We start from the raw sequence: 16,469 nt of genomic DNA, 5'->3' as shown, positions 1-16,469 counted from the left end.
CTCAGGCGTTGACGCAGTCAATACAGCGCGTAACGGTAGGGTCCACACTGAGCCGATTCTCACCGATGGCCTCGCCGCAGACAAAGCAGTCCCCGAAATCCCCGGCCTCAATGCGCCGCAGAGCGCCCTCGATACGCGTCAGCATCTCCTGACGGCGCCGCGCCGAGGCCTGCGCCATCTGCTGGCCCTGCAGGGCATCCATGCGTGAGAGCCGACCCATGCGCTGCTGGTCCAGCTCCACTGTACCGGTCGAGCTCCCGCCTTCACGCTCAATCGCCTGCAGCTCCTCGCGGAGATCCAGGAGCCGCTGTCGCCAGGTTTCCGGATCCAGTTCCTCAGTCATCGCCCTTTCTGCCCCGATACCTTTGAATCAGTTGCTGTTTACGGCTTTCGAGTCTATCACTGATGGCAACGGGGTAATGGGTATCCGTTGGTGTAAGCGACCGGAGTGCCTCCGGCAGGGCAGCCAGTTCCCGGGCGGCGTGTTCACGTACTGTCTGCAGCGGGGGAAGGGCCCCAGTGCAGACTTCACCCGCGCGGATAGCCGGCCGCAGCAGAGGCTCGGCACCTTCCGGCGCCGGTTCGTCGGCGGCAGCCACTGTGTCTCCGACCATTCGCCCCTGCTCGCTGTGGCGCCACACCTGCTTAGGACCAGGCCAAGTACTTTTATTGCTGGAGGCCTTGATCCGCGGTTCACCCTTGTATTCGGCCAGCTTGTAGGCGAAATCGATGCTTGCCGCGTCCGAAACCGCTGCCCATTCAGTGCCAACGCCGAAGCCGTCGATGGGGGCACCGGATCCAACCAGATCCCGGATCGCGTACTCATCGAGCCCGGAAGACGCAATGATTTTCACCTCCGGGAAGCCAGCCGCATCCAGGCGCTGACGGGCAGCGCGGGATAGTTCGAGCAGATCCCCGGAGTCCAGCCGAACAGCAGTAGCAGGCCGCGGCCCTTCCCCGGCACTGCGCAACAGTTCGATCACCCGATCCACACCGTTGAGGGTGTCCCAGGTGTCGACCAGCAGCGTGGTCTCCGGCCAGTAGTGGCTGAAGGCGCGGAAAGCCTGCGCCTCATCGCCATAAACCTGCACGAAGCTGTGCGCCATGGTCCCCAGAACCGGGATGTCCAGCGCGCGCCCGGCCTCGACATTGGAGGTTCCAGCAGCCCCAGCGACCCAGGCCGCACGGGCCAGATTCATGGCACCTTCGCGGCCATGGGCCTTGCGGGCGCCAAAGTCCATCACCGGCCGTCCCGCCGCGGCCTGCACCACACGCGCTGCCTTGCTGGTCAGCACGCTCTGGGCATGCAGTGTGTTGAGCAGCAGGGTTTCCACCAGCTGGGCCTGGATCAGCGGCGCCCGCACACGGAGCACGGGCTCCAGCGGGAACACCACGCTGCCCTCCGGGATGACATCCACGTCCCCGGTGAAGCGCAGTCCGGACAGCATTTTCAGAAAGTCGCCGGGGAAACGGCCCAGCCCTTCCAGCCAATCAATCTCTTCCGGCGTGATGCGGAAATCGAGCAGCGCCTGTAACGCCCGGGTCTGCCCACAGCTGAGCACATAGTTCCGGCCTTGCGGAAGACGCCGGTAAAAGAGCTCAAAAACAGCATCCCCGTTCAGGCCTTCCGCGTGGTAGACGCGGGCCATGCTGAGTTCGTAGAGGTCGGTGAACAGCATGCGCGCTCCCAGCTTCAGACGATGTTGGCGCCGGCTTCGCGCATTTCTTCCAGTGCACTGCGACCGCCATCGGGATCCACGGGCCGGGTGGCCTCCTGCATCAGATTCACGGCAAAGCCTTCCCTGAGGGCATCCAGAACCGTGGCCCGAACGCAGACATCCTGCGCCAGGCCTCCGATCCAGAGCCGGCGGACACCCTGGTGCCTCAGCCAGTCACCCAGGCCCGTCCCATCCAGTGCTGAGTACTGGTCCTCACCCTCGAAGGTGCCCTTGGAGACCAGGTGGGCATTGTCCGTGAGTACCAGATCCGGATGGAAGGCAGCGCCTTCGGTCTCCTGGATGCAGTGCGGCGGCCAGGGACCACCCCGGGCCTCAAAACTGCAATGGCTCTGGGGATGCCAGTCCCGGGAGGCGGCCACGGGCACACCTGCCTGACGGGCGGCTTCGATGGCCTGGTTCAGCACCGGCACCACAGCATCGCCCTCTGCCACCCCGAGCGCGCCGCCGGGACAGAAATCGTTCTGGACATCCACAACGATGAGCGCATCATCACTCTCATAGGACGGGTTCATGGGAACCTCCTCCGGGCTGAATCGGGTTTTCCACGTACCGACTATGGTTCCAGCGCCCGACTGAATCAAGCATCAGAGCCCCCGCGATCCACCAGGGGGACTTGAAATCTTCTCTCAAGCCGGTAGGGTGTAAACGAAACCCGCAACCACCCGGGCTCAGCCAGAAGGCTGTGACCCCGCTGCTTGAATCCCCGTCCCGCATGGCGCTGCCCGGCGGGGCGATTCGGTCTGGCCTCACCGAGAGGCCGTTGAGCAGGAAAGCTGCCCGCATGGTCTGGTCTGACGTTCGTCGGACACGTGATGGACACTTTCCCTGACCAGAAGAACTGATTCAGAAATAGACAGGCAGCGCCGCTGCGCGCAGGCGAGCGGCCAGCCGGACAGCGTCGTAACGTGGCGGTGGCTATGGTTATCGTCCCCGGATCGTCTGGTGTGAAGCGTCATCCGCTGCTGCGGGAAACCGTTTACCGAGGAAAGCAACAGACTGAGGAGGTCTGATCTCATGACCGAGAAGTATGACAGTGAAGCCGTCAACACAGCACGTGACTACTACAACAGCACCGATGCCGATAATTTCTACTTCCACGTCTGGGGAGGTGAGGATCTGCACGTTGGCCTCTACAAGGATGATCAGGAGCCGATCCTTGACGCCAGCCGCCGGATCGTTGAGCACATGGGCGAGCTGATGAAGCCCCACGTGCAGCCCGGCCAGAAGCTGCTGGACCTGGGCTCCGGTTTCGGCGGTTCCGGTCGCTACCTCCACCAGGCGCTGGGGCTGGATGTAACGGGCCTGAACCTGTCCGAGGTCGAGAACGATCGCAACCGCGGCTTCAACAAGGACGCGGGCCTTGAGGACAGGATCACGGTCGTGGATGGCAACTTCGAGGAGCTTCCCTTCGAGCACGGTACCTTTGATGTGGTGTTTTCCCAGGATTCGTTCCTTCACAGCGGCAACCGTGAGAAGGTGATCGAGGAGGTTGGCCGCGTTCTCAAGCCGGGCGGTCTGTTCATCTTCACGGATCCGATGATGGCGGATGATTGCCCGGATGGCGTTCTGCAGCCGATTCTGGACCGCCTGCATCTGGATACTCTGGGCTCCCCTGGCTTCTACCGGGATGCCTGCCGTCGCAATGGCATGGAAGAAGTGGACTTCGAGGACAACACGCCTCACCTTCCGCGTCATTACGGTCGGGTTCTGGAGGAGACTGAGCGTCGTGAGAAGGAGCTGGTCGAGAAGAACCTGGTGTCCCAGGAGTACATTGACCGCATGAAGACGGGTCTGAAGAACTGGGTCAACGGCGGTAACAGTGGTTACCTGACTTGGGGGATTTTCCGCTTCAAGAAGACCCAGTAATCACCTGAACAGGTGAACCTGGATTGAAAAGCCGGCCTCGCGGGGCCGGCTTTTTGTGTCCGGACTGTTAAAGACGGGCTCCCAGGGTGGGGGAGGTCTTACCGGGAATCGCTGTAAATACATCCGTGTACGCTGCTCTTCCGCCATCCATGGCTCCAGAGCTTCCCGGTAAGACCTCCCCCACCCTGCGATCCCTGAGTTTTCGAATAGTCCGACCTAATGCGTTGGGTTCGTGATCCGGTCAGTCCGGAGTCGCTGTCTCTGATCGAATAAACGGTAACTCCCCGCCGTCACCGCCAGCATGGTGCCGAAGCCGGTGCCGGCGGCGATGGTGAACATCAGGAGAATCTGGTACTTCACCGCCAGGGCGGGTGGGCTGCCGGCGAGGATCTGGCCGGTCATCATGCCAGGGAGGCTGACGAGGCCGGCGGCGGCCATCATGTTGATGGTGGGAATCATGCCGGAGCGCATGGCTTCCCGGCGGATGTCGCTGATGGCGTCCTGCCAGCGCTGGCCGAGCATGAGGCGGCCTTCGATGTCTTCGCGCTGGCGCCAGACGGTGTCGGTGAGGCGGTCGAGGCTGAGGGCGATGCCGTTCATGGTGTTGCCGAGCATCATGCCCAGCAGCGGGATGGCGTACTGGGGCTGGTACCAGGGATCGGGGCGGATGACGATGAGCAGGGTCATCACGGCAATGGTGAAGGCGGAGACGAACATGGCGGAGGTGCCGATGCCGAAGGCCCAGCCGCCCCTGAGGCGGCGGCGCTGGCGCATCATGACTTCACGACCGGCCAGTATCACCATTGCCACGCCCATAAGGGCCACCCAGCCCAGGGCGCCGACGCTGAACAGGGCCTCAAGAACGAGGCCAATGAGCGAGAGCTGGATGGTGGTCCGCACTGCGGCAATCACCAGGGAGCGGCCGAAACCAAGGCGAACCCACCAGGAACAGCCTGCAAGAAGCAGCACCAGCACGGAGGCAAGCGCCAGCTGCCAGTATTGGAGCTCAATCAGTTCCATGGGAGGCCTCCTCCAGCCGACGGCCGTTGATGCGGTAGTGGGTATCGCTCACGCGGGCAATCTGGCTGGGGTCATGGGTGGCCCAGAGTGCCGGCAGGCCCTGGTCGTGGATGCGCTTGACCAGCCACTGCTCGACCCGGTCACGGGTGGCTTCGTCGAGGTTGGCGGTGGGCTCATCAAGCAGCAGGGCCTCGGGGTCCAGTGACAGGGCGCGATACAGGGCCAGGCGCTGCTTCTCGCCGGACGACAGGCGGCTGACGGGCCACTGGTGGACATCAGGCTCAAACCCCAGTGCCGTTAGGTCGGACTCACGGGGTATGCCACAGTGTTCGCCCACGGTGTCATGCCACCAGCGGCTCTCGGCGGGCACCAGCATAACGCGGCGGCGCCACTCGTTGGCTTTCAGGCTGTGTGCCGGAGTCCCATCGAGACGGACCTCCCCATCATGGGGATCCAGGTCGGCCACCGCGCGCAGCAGCCGTGATTTTCCGGAGCCCGAAGGGCCGGAGAGACAGACGATGCCTCCCGGGGGCACCGTCAGGTCAATCGCATCCAGCTCGCCGGTGGCAAGGCCATTAAGGATCAGGGTCTGGTTCATGGGTTGTGATCAGCCTGTAACAGTCATCATCTGTGGTGGTACCCGATAGCGTCGGCCGCGGCAGGGCCCGGTGCCGTCCACGGTGCAGGTGCGCCGGTTCACCCGCCGGATCCGCCCCTGGAGGCCGGGTCCGAAACGCACCCGGTCACCGGGGGAGAAGTCCCGGAGCGCCGTTTCTCCGGCGGTACTGACGATGTCAGTGGCCAGCACGACTCCCCGTGTCTGGGCTTCCTCCGCCAGCCGGCCGCGCAGGGCATGGGCGGCGCCGGCGCTGTGAAGCTGATCCAGCCACTGATAGAAAGCGGCGTTATGCACCTGGCCGTATCGCCGCCCGCCGGAACGGGTCTGGAGCAGGTGGGCGAACTCGTGGCAGCAGCCATGGGCGAGCAGGTTGAGCTCCGAAACGGCACCGCCGAAGTAGCCGCGCCCCTGGATCTCCCGTGTGGAAAGCCAGCCGCCGCAGAGAGCCGGCTGGGCCTTGTCCGCGACCATGAGTGTACCAATCGTAATGCAATGGTCATCACGGCGGGGATCATAGCGGTGCCAGGTAGCACGCCCCGAGCCCACCCGCGTGCGCAGCCGGCATGCCGGCGCCCAGGCGTTATGCAGCTCATGGCAGGCCTCGGCCATCAGGCCGGCAACGACTCGGGCTCGCTCCAAAACACCCCCTCCTGATTGAAGCAGCCATTATAGGTCGCGTTCCGGCCAGTGACGAATCCCCGCCAGAACTTTAGGCAAAACGGCGACCTGCCCAATGAGTCACTGCCTCACAAAGTGGCCACGGGCGGCAGCTTTCAATCGCACTGCTAGTCTGGAGCGTATAAAAGGGAAATACGTCTGTCTCCGGAGGTCATCCATGAGTTACGAGCAGGGCCGGAAAATCCCGGTGGGTATCAGCGCCTGCCTCCTTGGCGAGGAAGTCCGCTACGACGGCGGCCATAAGCATGCCCGCTACTGTTCCCAGGTGCTCTCACACTACTTCGAGTTCCGCTCCCTGTGTCCGGAGCTGGAAGCCGGCCTGGGCGTGCCCCGGCCAGCGATCCACCTGCGTGAACACCAGGACGGCCTGCGCCTGATCACCACCAGTGGCAATGCGGACCATACCGCCTCCATGGAGCACTGGATCCGGGACGCCCTGCCCTCGCTCACGGACCTGCGTGGCTTCATCCTCAAGGCCAAGTCCCCCAGCTGTGGCATGGAACGCATCCGCATCCACAACGAGGAAGGGCAGGTCATCCGGCGGGATGGCAGGGGGCTTTTCGCGCAGGCGCTGATGGAAGCCTACCCGGTTCTGCCGGTGGAGGAGGAGGGCCGCCTGAATGACAGTCACCTGCGCGAGAATTTCATCGAGCGCGTTTTTGTATACGACGACTGGTGTCGCATGATCGAGGCGGGGCTGACCCGGAGCGCCCTTCTGGATTTCCACACACGGCACAAGTTCCAGCTCCTGGCGCACTGCCAGAAGACCTACCGGGAACTCGGCCCCATGCTCTCCGACCTCAAGGCGGAACCGCTGGCGGATATCGCCGAACGCTACATCAACGCCTTCATGAAGGCCATGCAGAAACAGATCACGCGCGGCGACCACGCCAATGCCATGCAGCACCTGATGGGCTACCTGCGCGGTTCCATGAGCGATGCGGACCGCGAGATGCTGCACGAACAGATCGACCTGTACCAGCAGGGGCAGGTGCCGCTGGTGGTGCCCATGACCCTGCTGCGCATGGCCCAGAGGCGGGAACCCGTTGCCTATCTGGAGCGCCAGGACTATCTTACTCCCTACCCGGACGAGCTCGGCCTGCGCAACCACGTCTGATGGGCGGGCAGGCCGGGAGGCCCACACAACCAACAGGTTCCCCGTTTTGCAGAAAACCACGCTGTTACTGACCGTCCTGCTGCTTGCCGCCTGCGCGGCCCCTTCCCTGAAAGATGCGGACCGCATGCGCGCTGATGGCAACCACAAGGCCGCCGCGGAGCTCTATCGCGAGCTTGCCGATATGGGCAATCCCGGTGCGCGCATGAAGCTGTACAACCTTTACCGGGAAACCGGCACAGGTTTTGAGTCGGATGCCAAGGCCCGTGCCGCGCTCGAGACCCTGGCGAACGAACACGGCATCGCGGAAGCCCGGTACCAGCTCGGCCGGATGCTGCGCGAAGAGCGGAAACTGGAGGCCGCCGAGAAACACCTTGAAGCCGCCGCGGAGGCAGGCTACCAGCCGGCTACTGATTATCTGGAAAAGGATGATGGCCTGCTCGCCCGCGAAATCCGGATCGCCCGCAGCTCCCCGGACCGCCAGAAACAGCTGGGGGACGAACTCTTTGAGGGCCGCAACAACGCCCCGAAGGACCGGGAACTGGCGGCCTACTGGTACCGGGTGGCCGCAGAGCGCGGCCACGCCGGTGCCCAGGCCATGCTTGGGTTCGTCCACTTCCAGGGCGAAGGCGTTGAGAAGGACGCGGAGACCGCCTACCGCTGGTACCGGAAAGCGGCCATGCAGGGTCATGTGGGCGCCCAGGCCAACCTGGGATACCTTTATGGCGAGGGCCAAGGCACAGAGCGCAACCTGAAGAAGGCCTATGCCTGGTCAACCCTGGCCGCCGAGAACGGCAGCCCCCAGGGCCGGAAGAACCAGCGCCTGTACCGGGATGCCATGAGTAACGAGGAACGCCTGGAAAGCCTGGACGAGATCCGTCGCCTGGAAGAAGTCATCCACGGCGACTGACCCGCCAGCCAACGCCTGAGAACAGAAGGTGGTCACTCCTCCCAGATCACCTTCTTCTTCTGGTCGTACCACTTTGGCAGCCGTTGGGCGTAGTGATCCTCGATCACGTTGCGCTTGATCTTCATGGTCGGCGTCAGCATGCCGTTCTCCATGGTCCAGGGCTCCTTCACGATCACCGCGAACGCCAGCTTCTCGTGGTCCTCAACCTGCGAGTTCACCCGCTCCAGCTCTTCCGCCAGTTCCTTCTCGATGGTCGCGCGGTCGCCGCCCTTCTGGAGCTCCGCCTGGGCCTCCTCGGACAGGGTGATCAGGGCACAGGGCTGGGGCTGATTGGCGCCGGCCACGCAGACCACCTCCACCCTGGGATGGGTGAACCGGCCCTCGATGGGAACGGGCACCACGTACTTGCCCTTGGCGGTCTTGAACAGATCCTTCACCCGGCCAGTGATGCGGGTATAGCCATTGGCATCCACTTCCGCCATGTCGCCGGTCCTGAGAAAGCCGTCCTCGGTGATTTCTTCCCTGGTCTTCTCATCGTTCTTGTAGAACCCGAGCATCTGCCCAGGGCTCTTCACCTGAAGCTCGCCCTCGTCCGTCACGCGGTGTTCCACACCGGGGTTCGGAAGACCCACCGTGCCAACCTTGGCGTCACCCGGACGGTTGGCATGGGAATACCCGAAGTTCTCGGACATGCCGTAGACCTCAAGCAGCTCCAGCCCGATGTTGCGGTACCAGTGGATGATCTCCGGCGCCAGCGGGGCCGCCCCGGTCAGGGCCGCACGCACGTGGTCCAGACCCAGCTGCTTGAGGATCTTGCGCTTCACAACCCGGTTGAGCAGCGGAACCCGGAACAGCACCTTCTGCTTCTTCGGCGGCAGCTTGTCGCAGATGGCCAGATAGAACTTCATCCACAGGCGCGGTACGGAGAAGAACAGCGTCGGGCGCGCCCGCTGCAGGTCCTCCTGGAAGGTGTCCAGGGAGTTGGCGAAATAGAGCGGGAAACCGAAGTACAGCGAGGACGTCTGGACAGCGGCGCGCTCGGCCACGTGGGCCAGTGGCAGGTAGGAGAGCATGCGGTCGTTCTGGTCCACGGGGAAGATCTGCTTGAGCCCCTCGGCCACCGAGATCATGGTTCCGAACGAGTGCATCACGCCCTTGGGCCTGCCAGTGCTGCCGGAGGTATAGACCAGGGTGGCCAGCTCATCCGGTGACGGCAGGTGCGGCTCAGCCAACGGCTCGGTGCGCGCGACGATGTCCTTCCACTGCTCGGTATCCCTGCGCGGCGACATGGGCATGGAAATGATCGGAAGATCCGCCGGGATGTGGTTCTTGATGTCGTTCCAGCCGTCGGCCGTGCCATCGAGCTTGCCGAGCATCATCAGCTTCGCCTCACTGTGCTCCAGCACATAGGCGGCCGTGTCACCATTGAGTGTGGGGTACAGCGGCACCGAGACGTGACCGGCAGCCCAGATGGCCAGATCCGCCATGACCCAGTGGTCGCTGTTCTTGCCCAGAATGGCGATGCAGCTTTTCTCCGGCAGTTCCAGGGATCTGAGGTGGGCGGCCATGCGCAGCACCTGGTCCGCAGCCTGCTTCCAGGTGGTCTCCTCCACCGAACCGTCCGGATAGGGCTGGTTCATATAGACCATGTCCGGAGAACGCTGCGCCCAGTAGAACAGGCTGTGCAGCGTGGTGGGCCTGTCATCAACTTTGATCATCCAAGAGCTCCTGATTGTTATGGTTTATTGGAAAGGTATAAACGTCGGGATACTATTCAACTTCCCCTGTCACTGCATTGGCCTCGATGGCACATTCTCTCCAGAATTTGAATCAATGGGCGGAAGCGGATCACAAACAGTGCAGTGCCTGCCCCTTCATGATGCCCTGCTGAAATCCTTGTAGCGCCCGGGCTTGCCGGCGGGTGGGCGGCCTATCTCGACCCCGGCTTTCCGCAGCTCCTTCTTCAGGTCCCGCCGGAACCGGTGATAGTCCACCTCGGTGGAGTGGCGCCCACCGGCATCAAAATCCAGGTGCGGATTGGCGGCCTCCTCCTGGATGGCCAGGCGCATGTTGGCCGGACGGGCGTAATGCCCGAGGATTTCCTGACAGGCCAGCTTCGCCTGGTAGTCCGCCAGCGGCCAGATGCAGCCCAGAGGCTGGAACAGACCGATGAAATAGAGGTTGCTGAAGTCCGCGTGCATCATCTTCCGGTACAGCGGTACCCGCTCGGCACTGCTGAAGTCGATCAACGACGGGTCGAAGAAAGGGAAGCTGATCCAGAACCCGGTGCAGGCGACCACCAGATCAAACGCTTCCTCGCGCCCGTCCTGGAAGATCACGCTGTCTCCATTGAGCTCGCGGACGGCCGGGCGCGGGTGGATGCGCCGGTGGCGGATGAAATCCAGCAGATCCGAGTTGATGGTCGGATGATGGCTCAGCACCGGCCGTCTGGGCCTGGGCAGGCCGTAGTTGCGGTAGTAATCCCCCTGGAGGAGTTTCAGAAGCCCGGTGAACAGCAGCTGCCGGATGCGGTTCGGTACCCAGGTGGGCATATTGGAACCCAGCACATCCGTCGGCTTGCCAAACATGAACTTGGGCATGAACCACTGGCCACTGCGCATACTCAGCGCGACGTGATCCGCCACCCGGGCCGTTTCCACCGCCACATCACAGGCGGAATTACCGGCACCGATAACAAGCACCCGCTTCCCTCGCCACTCATCACTGACCCCCTTGAAGTCGTGGGAATGCATCCAGGTGCCATTGAACGTGCCCGGATAGTCGGGGTTCTTGGGATTCCAGTGGTGCCCGTTGGCCACCATCAGGTGGGAAAAATCCTCTTCCACGGCCATGCCGTCGGGCCCTGTCACCTTCAGGTGCCAGGTGCCGTCCTCGTTACGGGTAACCTGATCCACCCAGTGCTCGAACCGGATGACGTCCATGACGCCGAAATGGCGCGCATAGCTTTCAAAGTAGGCGTGCAGCTGGCGATGGTTGGGGTATTCAGGGTAGTCCTCAGGCATGGGAAAGTCTTCGTATTCCGACCACGCCCTGGAGCTGATGATGTGGGTGTTCTCGTAGACACTGGAATGGCCGGTGCGACTGTTGAAGACCCAGTTGCCACCGACCTGGTCACTCTGCTCGAACACAGTGACGTCCAGACCGGCCTCAAGGCAGTTCTTGGCTGCCGTGAGACCGCTGGGCCCGGCCCCGATGACCGCGACCCTTGGGGTTTGATCCATGATGGACTCCGTTGTGTTGTTGTTGGAATGCCGGACAACGTCCTTTTCTACCAGAAAGATTCAGACGTTATCCAGTCATTCCGGCCACAACGGCCCATCAGAAGGTCAGTTCGCGGAATCGACCAGGCTGTAGTCCAGCTTGTTCTCTTCCGGCGAGCTGTTGATGCTGCTCACGGTGCGCCAGTTTCGGCCGATGATGTACAGGATGCACGCGAAGTAGATCCCGATCACCAGGGCACCGACCCACTGGATCCTGAGGAACTCCAGCTGGAACAGCAGGGTCAGACCGATCATGGCCACCAGGTTGCCCGCAAAGTAGGGACCCTTACCGAAGCGCTTCACCGTCAGGTTCAGGTTGTCGGTGTAGAGGCGGATCAGCGAGTCCAGCGAGTTGATGACCATGGTGATGCCCACCGTGACCATGAGGATGTTGAACACGCCCGTGGTGCCAATGTCCTCCAGATGGTAGTAGTACAGCACCGTGAACCAGATACCGATGGCGATCGACGGCAGGAACAGCATCGCCAGCAGCAGCTGCCAGGTGCGCAGTCCGCCCACGAAGCGCGAAGTGAACTGGCCGATCATGATGGACCAGGCGAACCACCAGTACAGGTAGAAGGCATGGTAGTCGCTCAGCGGCAGCATGAACTCATGGATGTTGCCGAAGTAGCCACCCAGCAGGCTCAGCGTCCCGGCAAAGTCCCCGAAGGTGCCGTTATCGGTCATGAAGGCGTAGTACCAGAACAGTGCGATCAGACCGATGAACATCCAGCTGGTGCTCACGCTCAGCACCCGCACATACTTGAGGCTGGTGCTGGAGTAGACGGCCATGGCAATGGACACGAAAACGATGCCGTAGAAAACCGTCTGCGCGGTGCCGTCATCGCCCATTTCCGGAAGATACCAGGGCAGGTTCTTCAGCAGCAGATAGGCGGTAAAGGCACAGGTGCCGATGATCACTACGTTGTTGATGACCTTCACCACCGGAATCTCGAAGAACTTGATCCGTGGTTCGATCACGCAGAAGTAGAAACAGGTAAGGAAGTAGAAGCCCCAGATCAGGAAGGCCCAGAACCCGAACTCGATCGCGAGCGGGTTGGTGACGCTGTAGTCCTCCGCATAGCCACCGAATTCGGTGAGCGGGAACATGATCAGGCCCACGTCGAGGCCGGAAGTGAACAGAATGGCCATGAAGGTGAAGGTACGCACTGGTGTCACGCCCACCACCTGCAGGTTGCCCCATCGCAGGAGAATCACTGCAATCATGATGAAAGTGAATACCAGTCCGATACTTAGCCAGGTCAACATAAACCAACTCCTTTGCTGGTTGCGGCGTCAATTTGCTTTCTTATGGCAATAATTCCCCTCCCGGGCCGCCTGGAGCCGTTTACAGGCGACCCGTATCAGCGCTGTCAACACTGGAGAGGAGAGGTGCTTAGCGGAGCACGCGCTCGGGCTCTCCGGCCCGTTGGCGCACACGCCAGTGCTCGTCCATCCCCACCGGCGCATCCAGCGGCGCCTCGGGCTGACGCCCACGGATCAGGTCCGCGGCCCGCTCAGCCACCATGATGGTCGGCCCGTTGAGGTTGCCGTTGGGGATGGTTGGAAAAACGGAGGAATCAACAACGCGCAGGCCACTGATGCCGTGCACCCGGGTTTCCGGGTCGACCACCGTCTGCGCGTCCGTGCCCATGGGGCAGGTGCAGGATGGGTGGTAGGCGCTTTCCACGGCCTGGCGCACGAAAGCATCGATGGCTTCGTCCGAAGTGACATCGGCCCCTGGCTGGATCTCTTCGTCGCGATAGTCATCCATGGCCGGCTGATTGATGATCTCCCGGGTCAGCCGCACGCAGTCCCGGAAGCCCTCCCGGTCGTCCTCATGCTGGAGGTAGTTGAACAGAATCTCCGGTGCGGCCTTCGGATCCGCGGAACGCACATGCACGTGGCCACGGCTCTTCGGTTTGTTGTGGCCCACATGCACCTGGAAACCGTGGCCGGCGAACGCCTCCTTGCCGTCGTAGCGCATGGCCGCCGGCAGGAAGTGGTACTGCAGGTCCGGCCATTCGACGCCTGCTTTCGAGCGGATGAAGGCGCAGGACTCGAAGTGGTTGGTGGCACCCAGGCCATCCCTGTTCAGGATCCAGCGCGCGCCGATCAACGCCTTACTCAGCGGGTTGAGTTTGCTGTTGAGGGAGGTCGGCTGCTTACAGCGGAACTGGAAGTAGAACTCAAGATGGTCCTGGAGGTTCGACCCCACGCCAGGCAACGCGTGATTCACCTCGATACCCGCCTTGTTGAGCACATCCGGGTTACCGATGCCGGAAAGCTGCAGAATATGCGGCGAACCGATGGAGCCCGCAGACAGGATGACCTCGCTGTTGGCCTTCACATCCTGCACCTTACCGCCACGCTCGTAGCGCACGCCCACAGCCTGTTTGCCTTTGAGCAGCACTTTGTGCACCAGTGCGCCTGTCAGCACGGTGAGATTCGGGCGCTTCATCACTGGCCGCAGGTAAGCGTTCGAGGTGGAGGAGCGCACGCCATTCTTCACGGTCATGTGCATGGGCCCGAAGCCTTCCTGCTGGTGCCCGTTGTAATCCCGGGTTACGGGGTAGCCAGCCTGTTCCCCGGCATCAATGAAGGCCTGGTACAGGGGATTCTTCATGTTGTTGCCGTTGGAAGTCCCCACGGGGCCGGCATCACCACGGTACATGTCCCCGCCAAAGACCCAGGTTTCGGCCTTTTTGAAGTAAGGCAGACAGTTCTGGTAGTTCCAGCCCTCGGCACCATGCGCCTCCCACTCGTCGAAGTCCTTCGCGTGACCACGCACGTAGACCATGCCGTTGATGGAGGAGGAGCCACCCAACACCTTGCCCCGCGGGCAGTGCATGCGGCGATTATCCAGGTAGGGCTCAGGTTCGGTGTGGAACTGCCAGGCGAACTTCTTTGTGTTCATGGGAATGGACAGCGCCGTGGGCATCTGGATGAAGATGCTGCGGTCGCTGCCGCCGGTCTCCAGCAGCAGGACCCGGTGGTGCGGGTCCTCTGTGAGCCGGTTCGCCAGCACACAGCCGGCTGAGCCGGCACCGACGATGATGGTGTCGTATTGGTGTTTACTCATAGGATCCACTCCAAGATGCCAACGGGCGAGGGCGGGGATCCCCGCCCTCGCCTGCTACAGAGTCAGCAGGCGCCGGTTCAGAACGGTGCTTCAATATCACCCATTCCGACGTAAACGGATTTGAGCTGGGTGTAGTGGTTAATGGTCGCCGCGCCGTTCTCGCGGCCGATGCCGGACTGCTTGTAGCCGCCCACCGGCATCTCCGAGGGTGATTCGTTGTAGGCGTTGATCCAGCAGATGCCGGCCTGGATCTGGTGGATCACCCGGTGCGCGCGTTTGATGTCGCGGGTGAAGACACCGGCGGCCAGGCCATACTGGGTATGGTTGGCACGGCGGATGACGTCGTCTTCGTCGCGGAACGTCAGGACGCTCATGACCGGGCCGAAAATCTCTTCCTTCACGATCGTCATGTCATCGGTGCAGCCCGTGAACACGGTCGGAGCCACGAAATAGCCGCCTTCAACACCCTGGGGTGAGAGCTCCTCACCACCGCAGGCCAGGGTCGCGCCCTCTTCCACGCCCTTGCGGATATAGTCCATGACCAGGTCCCGGTGCTTCGCGGAGATCAGAGCGCCAAAGTTGGTCTCCGGGTTCAGCGTGTCACCGGCAATGATGTTGTTGCGGGTACGCTCCAGCACCTTCTCGATGAAGGTCGGGTACAGGTCCTCGTGCACGAACACCCGGGTGCCGTTGGTGCAGATCTCGCCCTGGGTGTAGAAGTTCGCCAGCATGGCGGCGGAGACGGCATTGTCGATTTCCGCGTCATCGAAGATGATCAGCGGCGACTTGCCGCCCAGCTCCATGGTGACTTCCTTGAGCGTGGTGGCGGCGCCGGCCATGACCTTCTTGCCAGTGCCCACCTCGCCGGTAATGGAGACCTTGTCGATACCCGGCTCGTGGCTCAGCCAGCTGCCGACTTCGCCCGCGCCCTGGACGACGTTGAATACACCGGCCGGCATGCCCGCCTCCATGAGGATTTCCGCGAGCCTGAGGGCGCCCAGCGGGGTTTCCTCGGAGGGCTTGAAGATCATGCTGTTGCCGCAGGCCAGAGCCGGTGCGGACTTCCAGCAGGCGATCTGCAGCGGGTAGTTCCAGGCCCCGATGCCGGCGCACACACCCAGGGGCTCGCGCCGGGTGTAGTAGAAGTCGCCGCCCAGGTCCTGCTGATTGCCTTCCAGCGCCGGAGCCAGCCCCGCGTAGAACTCCAGGGAGTCCGCGCCGGTGTTCACGTCCACCTCACTGGCTTCCTGCCAGGGCTTGCCGGTGTCGAGCACTTCCACCTTTGCCAGTTCGTCATTGCGTTCGCGAAGCATCGCCACGGCCCGGTTGAGGATGCGTGCCCGCTCCATGCCGGTCATGGCGGACCAGGTAGCAAAGCCTTCGCGGGCGCTTTCCAGTGCGGCCTGGCGCACGCTTTCGTCCGCCACCTCCACTTCATAGATCACCTCGCCAGTGCCCGGGTTCACCACTTCAAAGGTTTCGCCCGTGCTGTTGGCCATGGGTTGGCCGGCCACAAAGTTCTGGTAGCGGGTCAGTGGCATGGTTCGACTCCGTGCTGTGTCAGTGTGTCGTTGATGAACGCCCGGCAGAGCGCCTCGCTCTCGCGGAAGCCCTCTTCCTGGTCGGGCCAGAGAGCGCTGCGCAGCCAGAACCCGTCGATCAGTGCGGCGGTCTGCTTCGCGGCGCTCCGGGCCGCCTCTGCCGGCAACAGCTGCCGGAATGAATAGCAGAGGTTGCTGTAGAGACGGCGGTTGTTGATGTGCTGCAGGCGCGCCAGCCCCGGTTCGTGCATCGCCCGCGCCCAGAAACTGAGCCAGGTGCGGGTGGTGGCCGTGGACCGCTGGAAGTCACTGAAGTTGGCTTCCACGATCGCCACCAGCCGCTGCTGCGGCGTGAGTGTTCCGGCCTGGGTGTGCTCCAGCAGCGCGAGCTTGAGCTCCTCAAGCAGCTGGCGCAGCGTGGCCTCGATCAGTGCCTGCTTGCCGCCGAAGTAATGGCTGATCAGGCCGGACGACATCCCGGCGGTGCGACTGATGGCGCCAATGGTGGCGCTCTGGAGCCCCAGCTCACCCACCACTTCAAGGGTGGCTTCAATGAGCTGGCGCCTGCGTTCTTCCTGTACTCCGACCTTGGGCATAAGTTGATTAACCGTTCAATTAA

The 16,469-nt window shown here is 62.6% G+C and carries 15 protein-coding genes; 3 read left to right on the top strand and 12 right to left on the bottom strand.

The genetic code is table 11. The annotated features are described in order from the left end of the window. Position 1: 1 nt before the first annotated feature. Genes F3089_RS05085 through F3089_RS05075 form a run of 3 tightly spaced genes read right to left on the bottom strand, consistent with a single transcriptional unit; the run spans position 2 to position 2,251 of the window. A complete protein-coding gene (locus F3089_RS05085) occupies positions 2–343 on the bottom strand; it encodes a TraR/DksA family transcriptional regulator (RefSeq protein ID WP_151439755.1) in 342 nt (113 codons plus the stop codon). Then, the gene (locus F3089_RS05080) at positions 336–1,697 is read right to left on the bottom strand and encodes a nicotinate phosphoribosyltransferase (RefSeq protein ID WP_286202760.1); all 1,362 of its coding nucleotides are present in this window, start codon (positions 1,695–1,697) and stop codon (positions 336–338) included. Before F3089_RS05080 ends, F3089_RS05085 begins: the two co-directional genes overlap by 8 nt. After that, positions 1,694–2,251: a nicotinamidase gene (locus F3089_RS05075; protein WP_151439753.1), complete on the bottom strand. Its 558-nt coding sequence runs from the start codon at positions 2,249–2,251 to the stop codon at positions 1,694–1,696. Before F3089_RS05075 ends, F3089_RS05080 begins: the two co-directional genes overlap by 4 nt. 502 nt (positions 2,252–2,753) lie before the next feature. On the opposite strand from F3089_RS05075, the gene F3089_RS05070 reads away from it, so the two are divergent. After that, positions 2,754–3,605 carry an SAM-dependent methyltransferase gene (locus tag F3089_RS05070; RefSeq protein WP_151439752.1) on the top strand — a complete coding sequence of 284 codons (852 nt, stop codon included), beginning with the start codon at positions 2,754–2,756 and terminating at the stop codon, positions 3,603–3,605. A 216-nt stretch (positions 3,606–3,821) separates the two neighbouring features. Here F3089_RS05070 and F3089_RS05065 read toward each other — a convergent pair whose 3' ends face one another. The 3 genes from F3089_RS05065 to F3089_RS05055 are packed head-to-tail and all read right to left on the bottom strand — an operon-like array spanning position 3,822 to position 5,883. After that, complete coding sequence (locus tag F3089_RS05065) at positions 3,822–4,625, bottom strand: ABC transporter permease (protein ID WP_151439751.1); 804 nt, start codon at positions 4,623–4,625, stop codon at positions 3,822–3,824. Beyond that, the gene (locus F3089_RS05060; RefSeq protein WP_151439750.1) at positions 4,612–5,223 is read right to left on the bottom strand and encodes an ABC transporter ATP-binding protein; all 612 of its coding nucleotides are present in this window, start codon (positions 5,221–5,223) and stop codon (positions 4,612–4,614) included. The genes F3089_RS05065 and F3089_RS05060 overlap by 14 nt, the downstream gene beginning before the upstream one ends. 9 nt (positions 5,224–5,232) lie before the next feature. After that, positions 5,233–5,883, bottom strand: coding sequence for a hypothetical protein (locus F3089_RS05055; RefSeq protein WP_202405663.1), 651 nt, complete (start codon positions 5,881–5,883; stop codon positions 5,233–5,235). 196 nt (positions 5,884–6,079) lie between these two features. Here F3089_RS05055 and F3089_RS05050 point away from each other — a divergent pair, with 196 nt between their 5' ends. Both F3089_RS05050 and F3089_RS05045 read left to right on the top strand, forming a co-directional pair. After that, on the top strand, positions 6,080–7,039 hold the full coding sequence (locus tag F3089_RS05050; RefSeq protein WP_151439749.1) for a YbgA family protein: 960 nt from the start codon (positions 6,080–6,082) through the stop codon (positions 7,037–7,039). A 46-nt stretch (positions 7,040–7,085) separates the two neighbouring features. Further along, the gene (locus F3089_RS05045; RefSeq protein WP_151439748.1) at positions 7,086–7,946 is read left to right on the top strand and encodes a tetratricopeptide repeat protein; all 861 of its coding nucleotides are present in this window, start codon (positions 7,086–7,088) and stop codon (positions 7,944–7,946) included. 32 nt (positions 7,947–7,978) lie between these two features. Here the strand turns inward: F3089_RS05045 and F3089_RS05040 are convergent, their stop codons facing one another. The 6 genes from F3089_RS05040 to betI all read right to left on the bottom strand — a co-directional run bounded on the left by F3089_RS05040 (position 7,979) and on the right by betI (position 16,446). Then, positions 7,979–9,664, bottom strand: coding sequence for an AMP-binding protein (locus F3089_RS05040; protein WP_225741678.1), 1,686 nt, complete (start codon positions 9,662–9,664; stop codon positions 7,979–7,981). Between the two features lie 156 nt (positions 9,665–9,820). Then, positions 9,821–11,188, bottom strand: coding sequence for a flavin-containing monooxygenase (locus tag F3089_RS05035; RefSeq protein ID WP_151439747.1), 1,368 nt, complete (start codon positions 11,186–11,188; stop codon positions 9,821–9,823). 105 nt (positions 11,189–11,293) lie between these two features. After that, positions 11,294–12,496 carry a BCCT family transporter gene (locus F3089_RS05030; protein ID WP_151439746.1) on the bottom strand — a complete coding sequence of 401 codons (1,203 nt, stop codon included), beginning with the start codon at positions 12,494–12,496 and terminating at the stop codon, positions 11,294–11,296. 127 nt (positions 12,497–12,623) lie between these two features. Continuing rightward, entirely contained in the window at positions 12,624–14,309 is a 1,686-nt protein-coding gene (gene betA, locus F3089_RS05025) for a choline dehydrogenase (protein WP_151439745.1), read from the bottom strand. Positions 14,310–14,386: 77 nt separating this feature from the next. Beyond that, on the bottom strand, positions 14,387–15,850 hold the full coding sequence (gene betB / locus F3089_RS05020; RefSeq protein WP_151439744.1) for a betaine-aldehyde dehydrogenase: 1,464 nt from the start codon (positions 15,848–15,850) through the stop codon (positions 14,387–14,389). Next, complete coding sequence (gene betI / locus F3089_RS05015; RefSeq protein ID WP_151439743.1) at positions 15,841–16,446, bottom strand: transcriptional regulator BetI; 606 nt, start codon at positions 16,444–16,446, stop codon at positions 15,841–15,843. Before betI ends, betB begins: the two co-directional genes overlap by 10 nt. Positions 16,447–16,469 lie beyond the last annotated feature (23 nt).

This window comes from Halospina sp. K52047b, assembly GCF_008709855.1.
Taxonomy (GTDB): domain Bacteria; phylum Pseudomonadota; class Gammaproteobacteria; order Pseudomonadales; family Oleiphilaceae; genus Halospina; species Halospina utahensis_B.
This window is presented reverse-complemented; position numbering and strand designations above follow the sequence as displayed.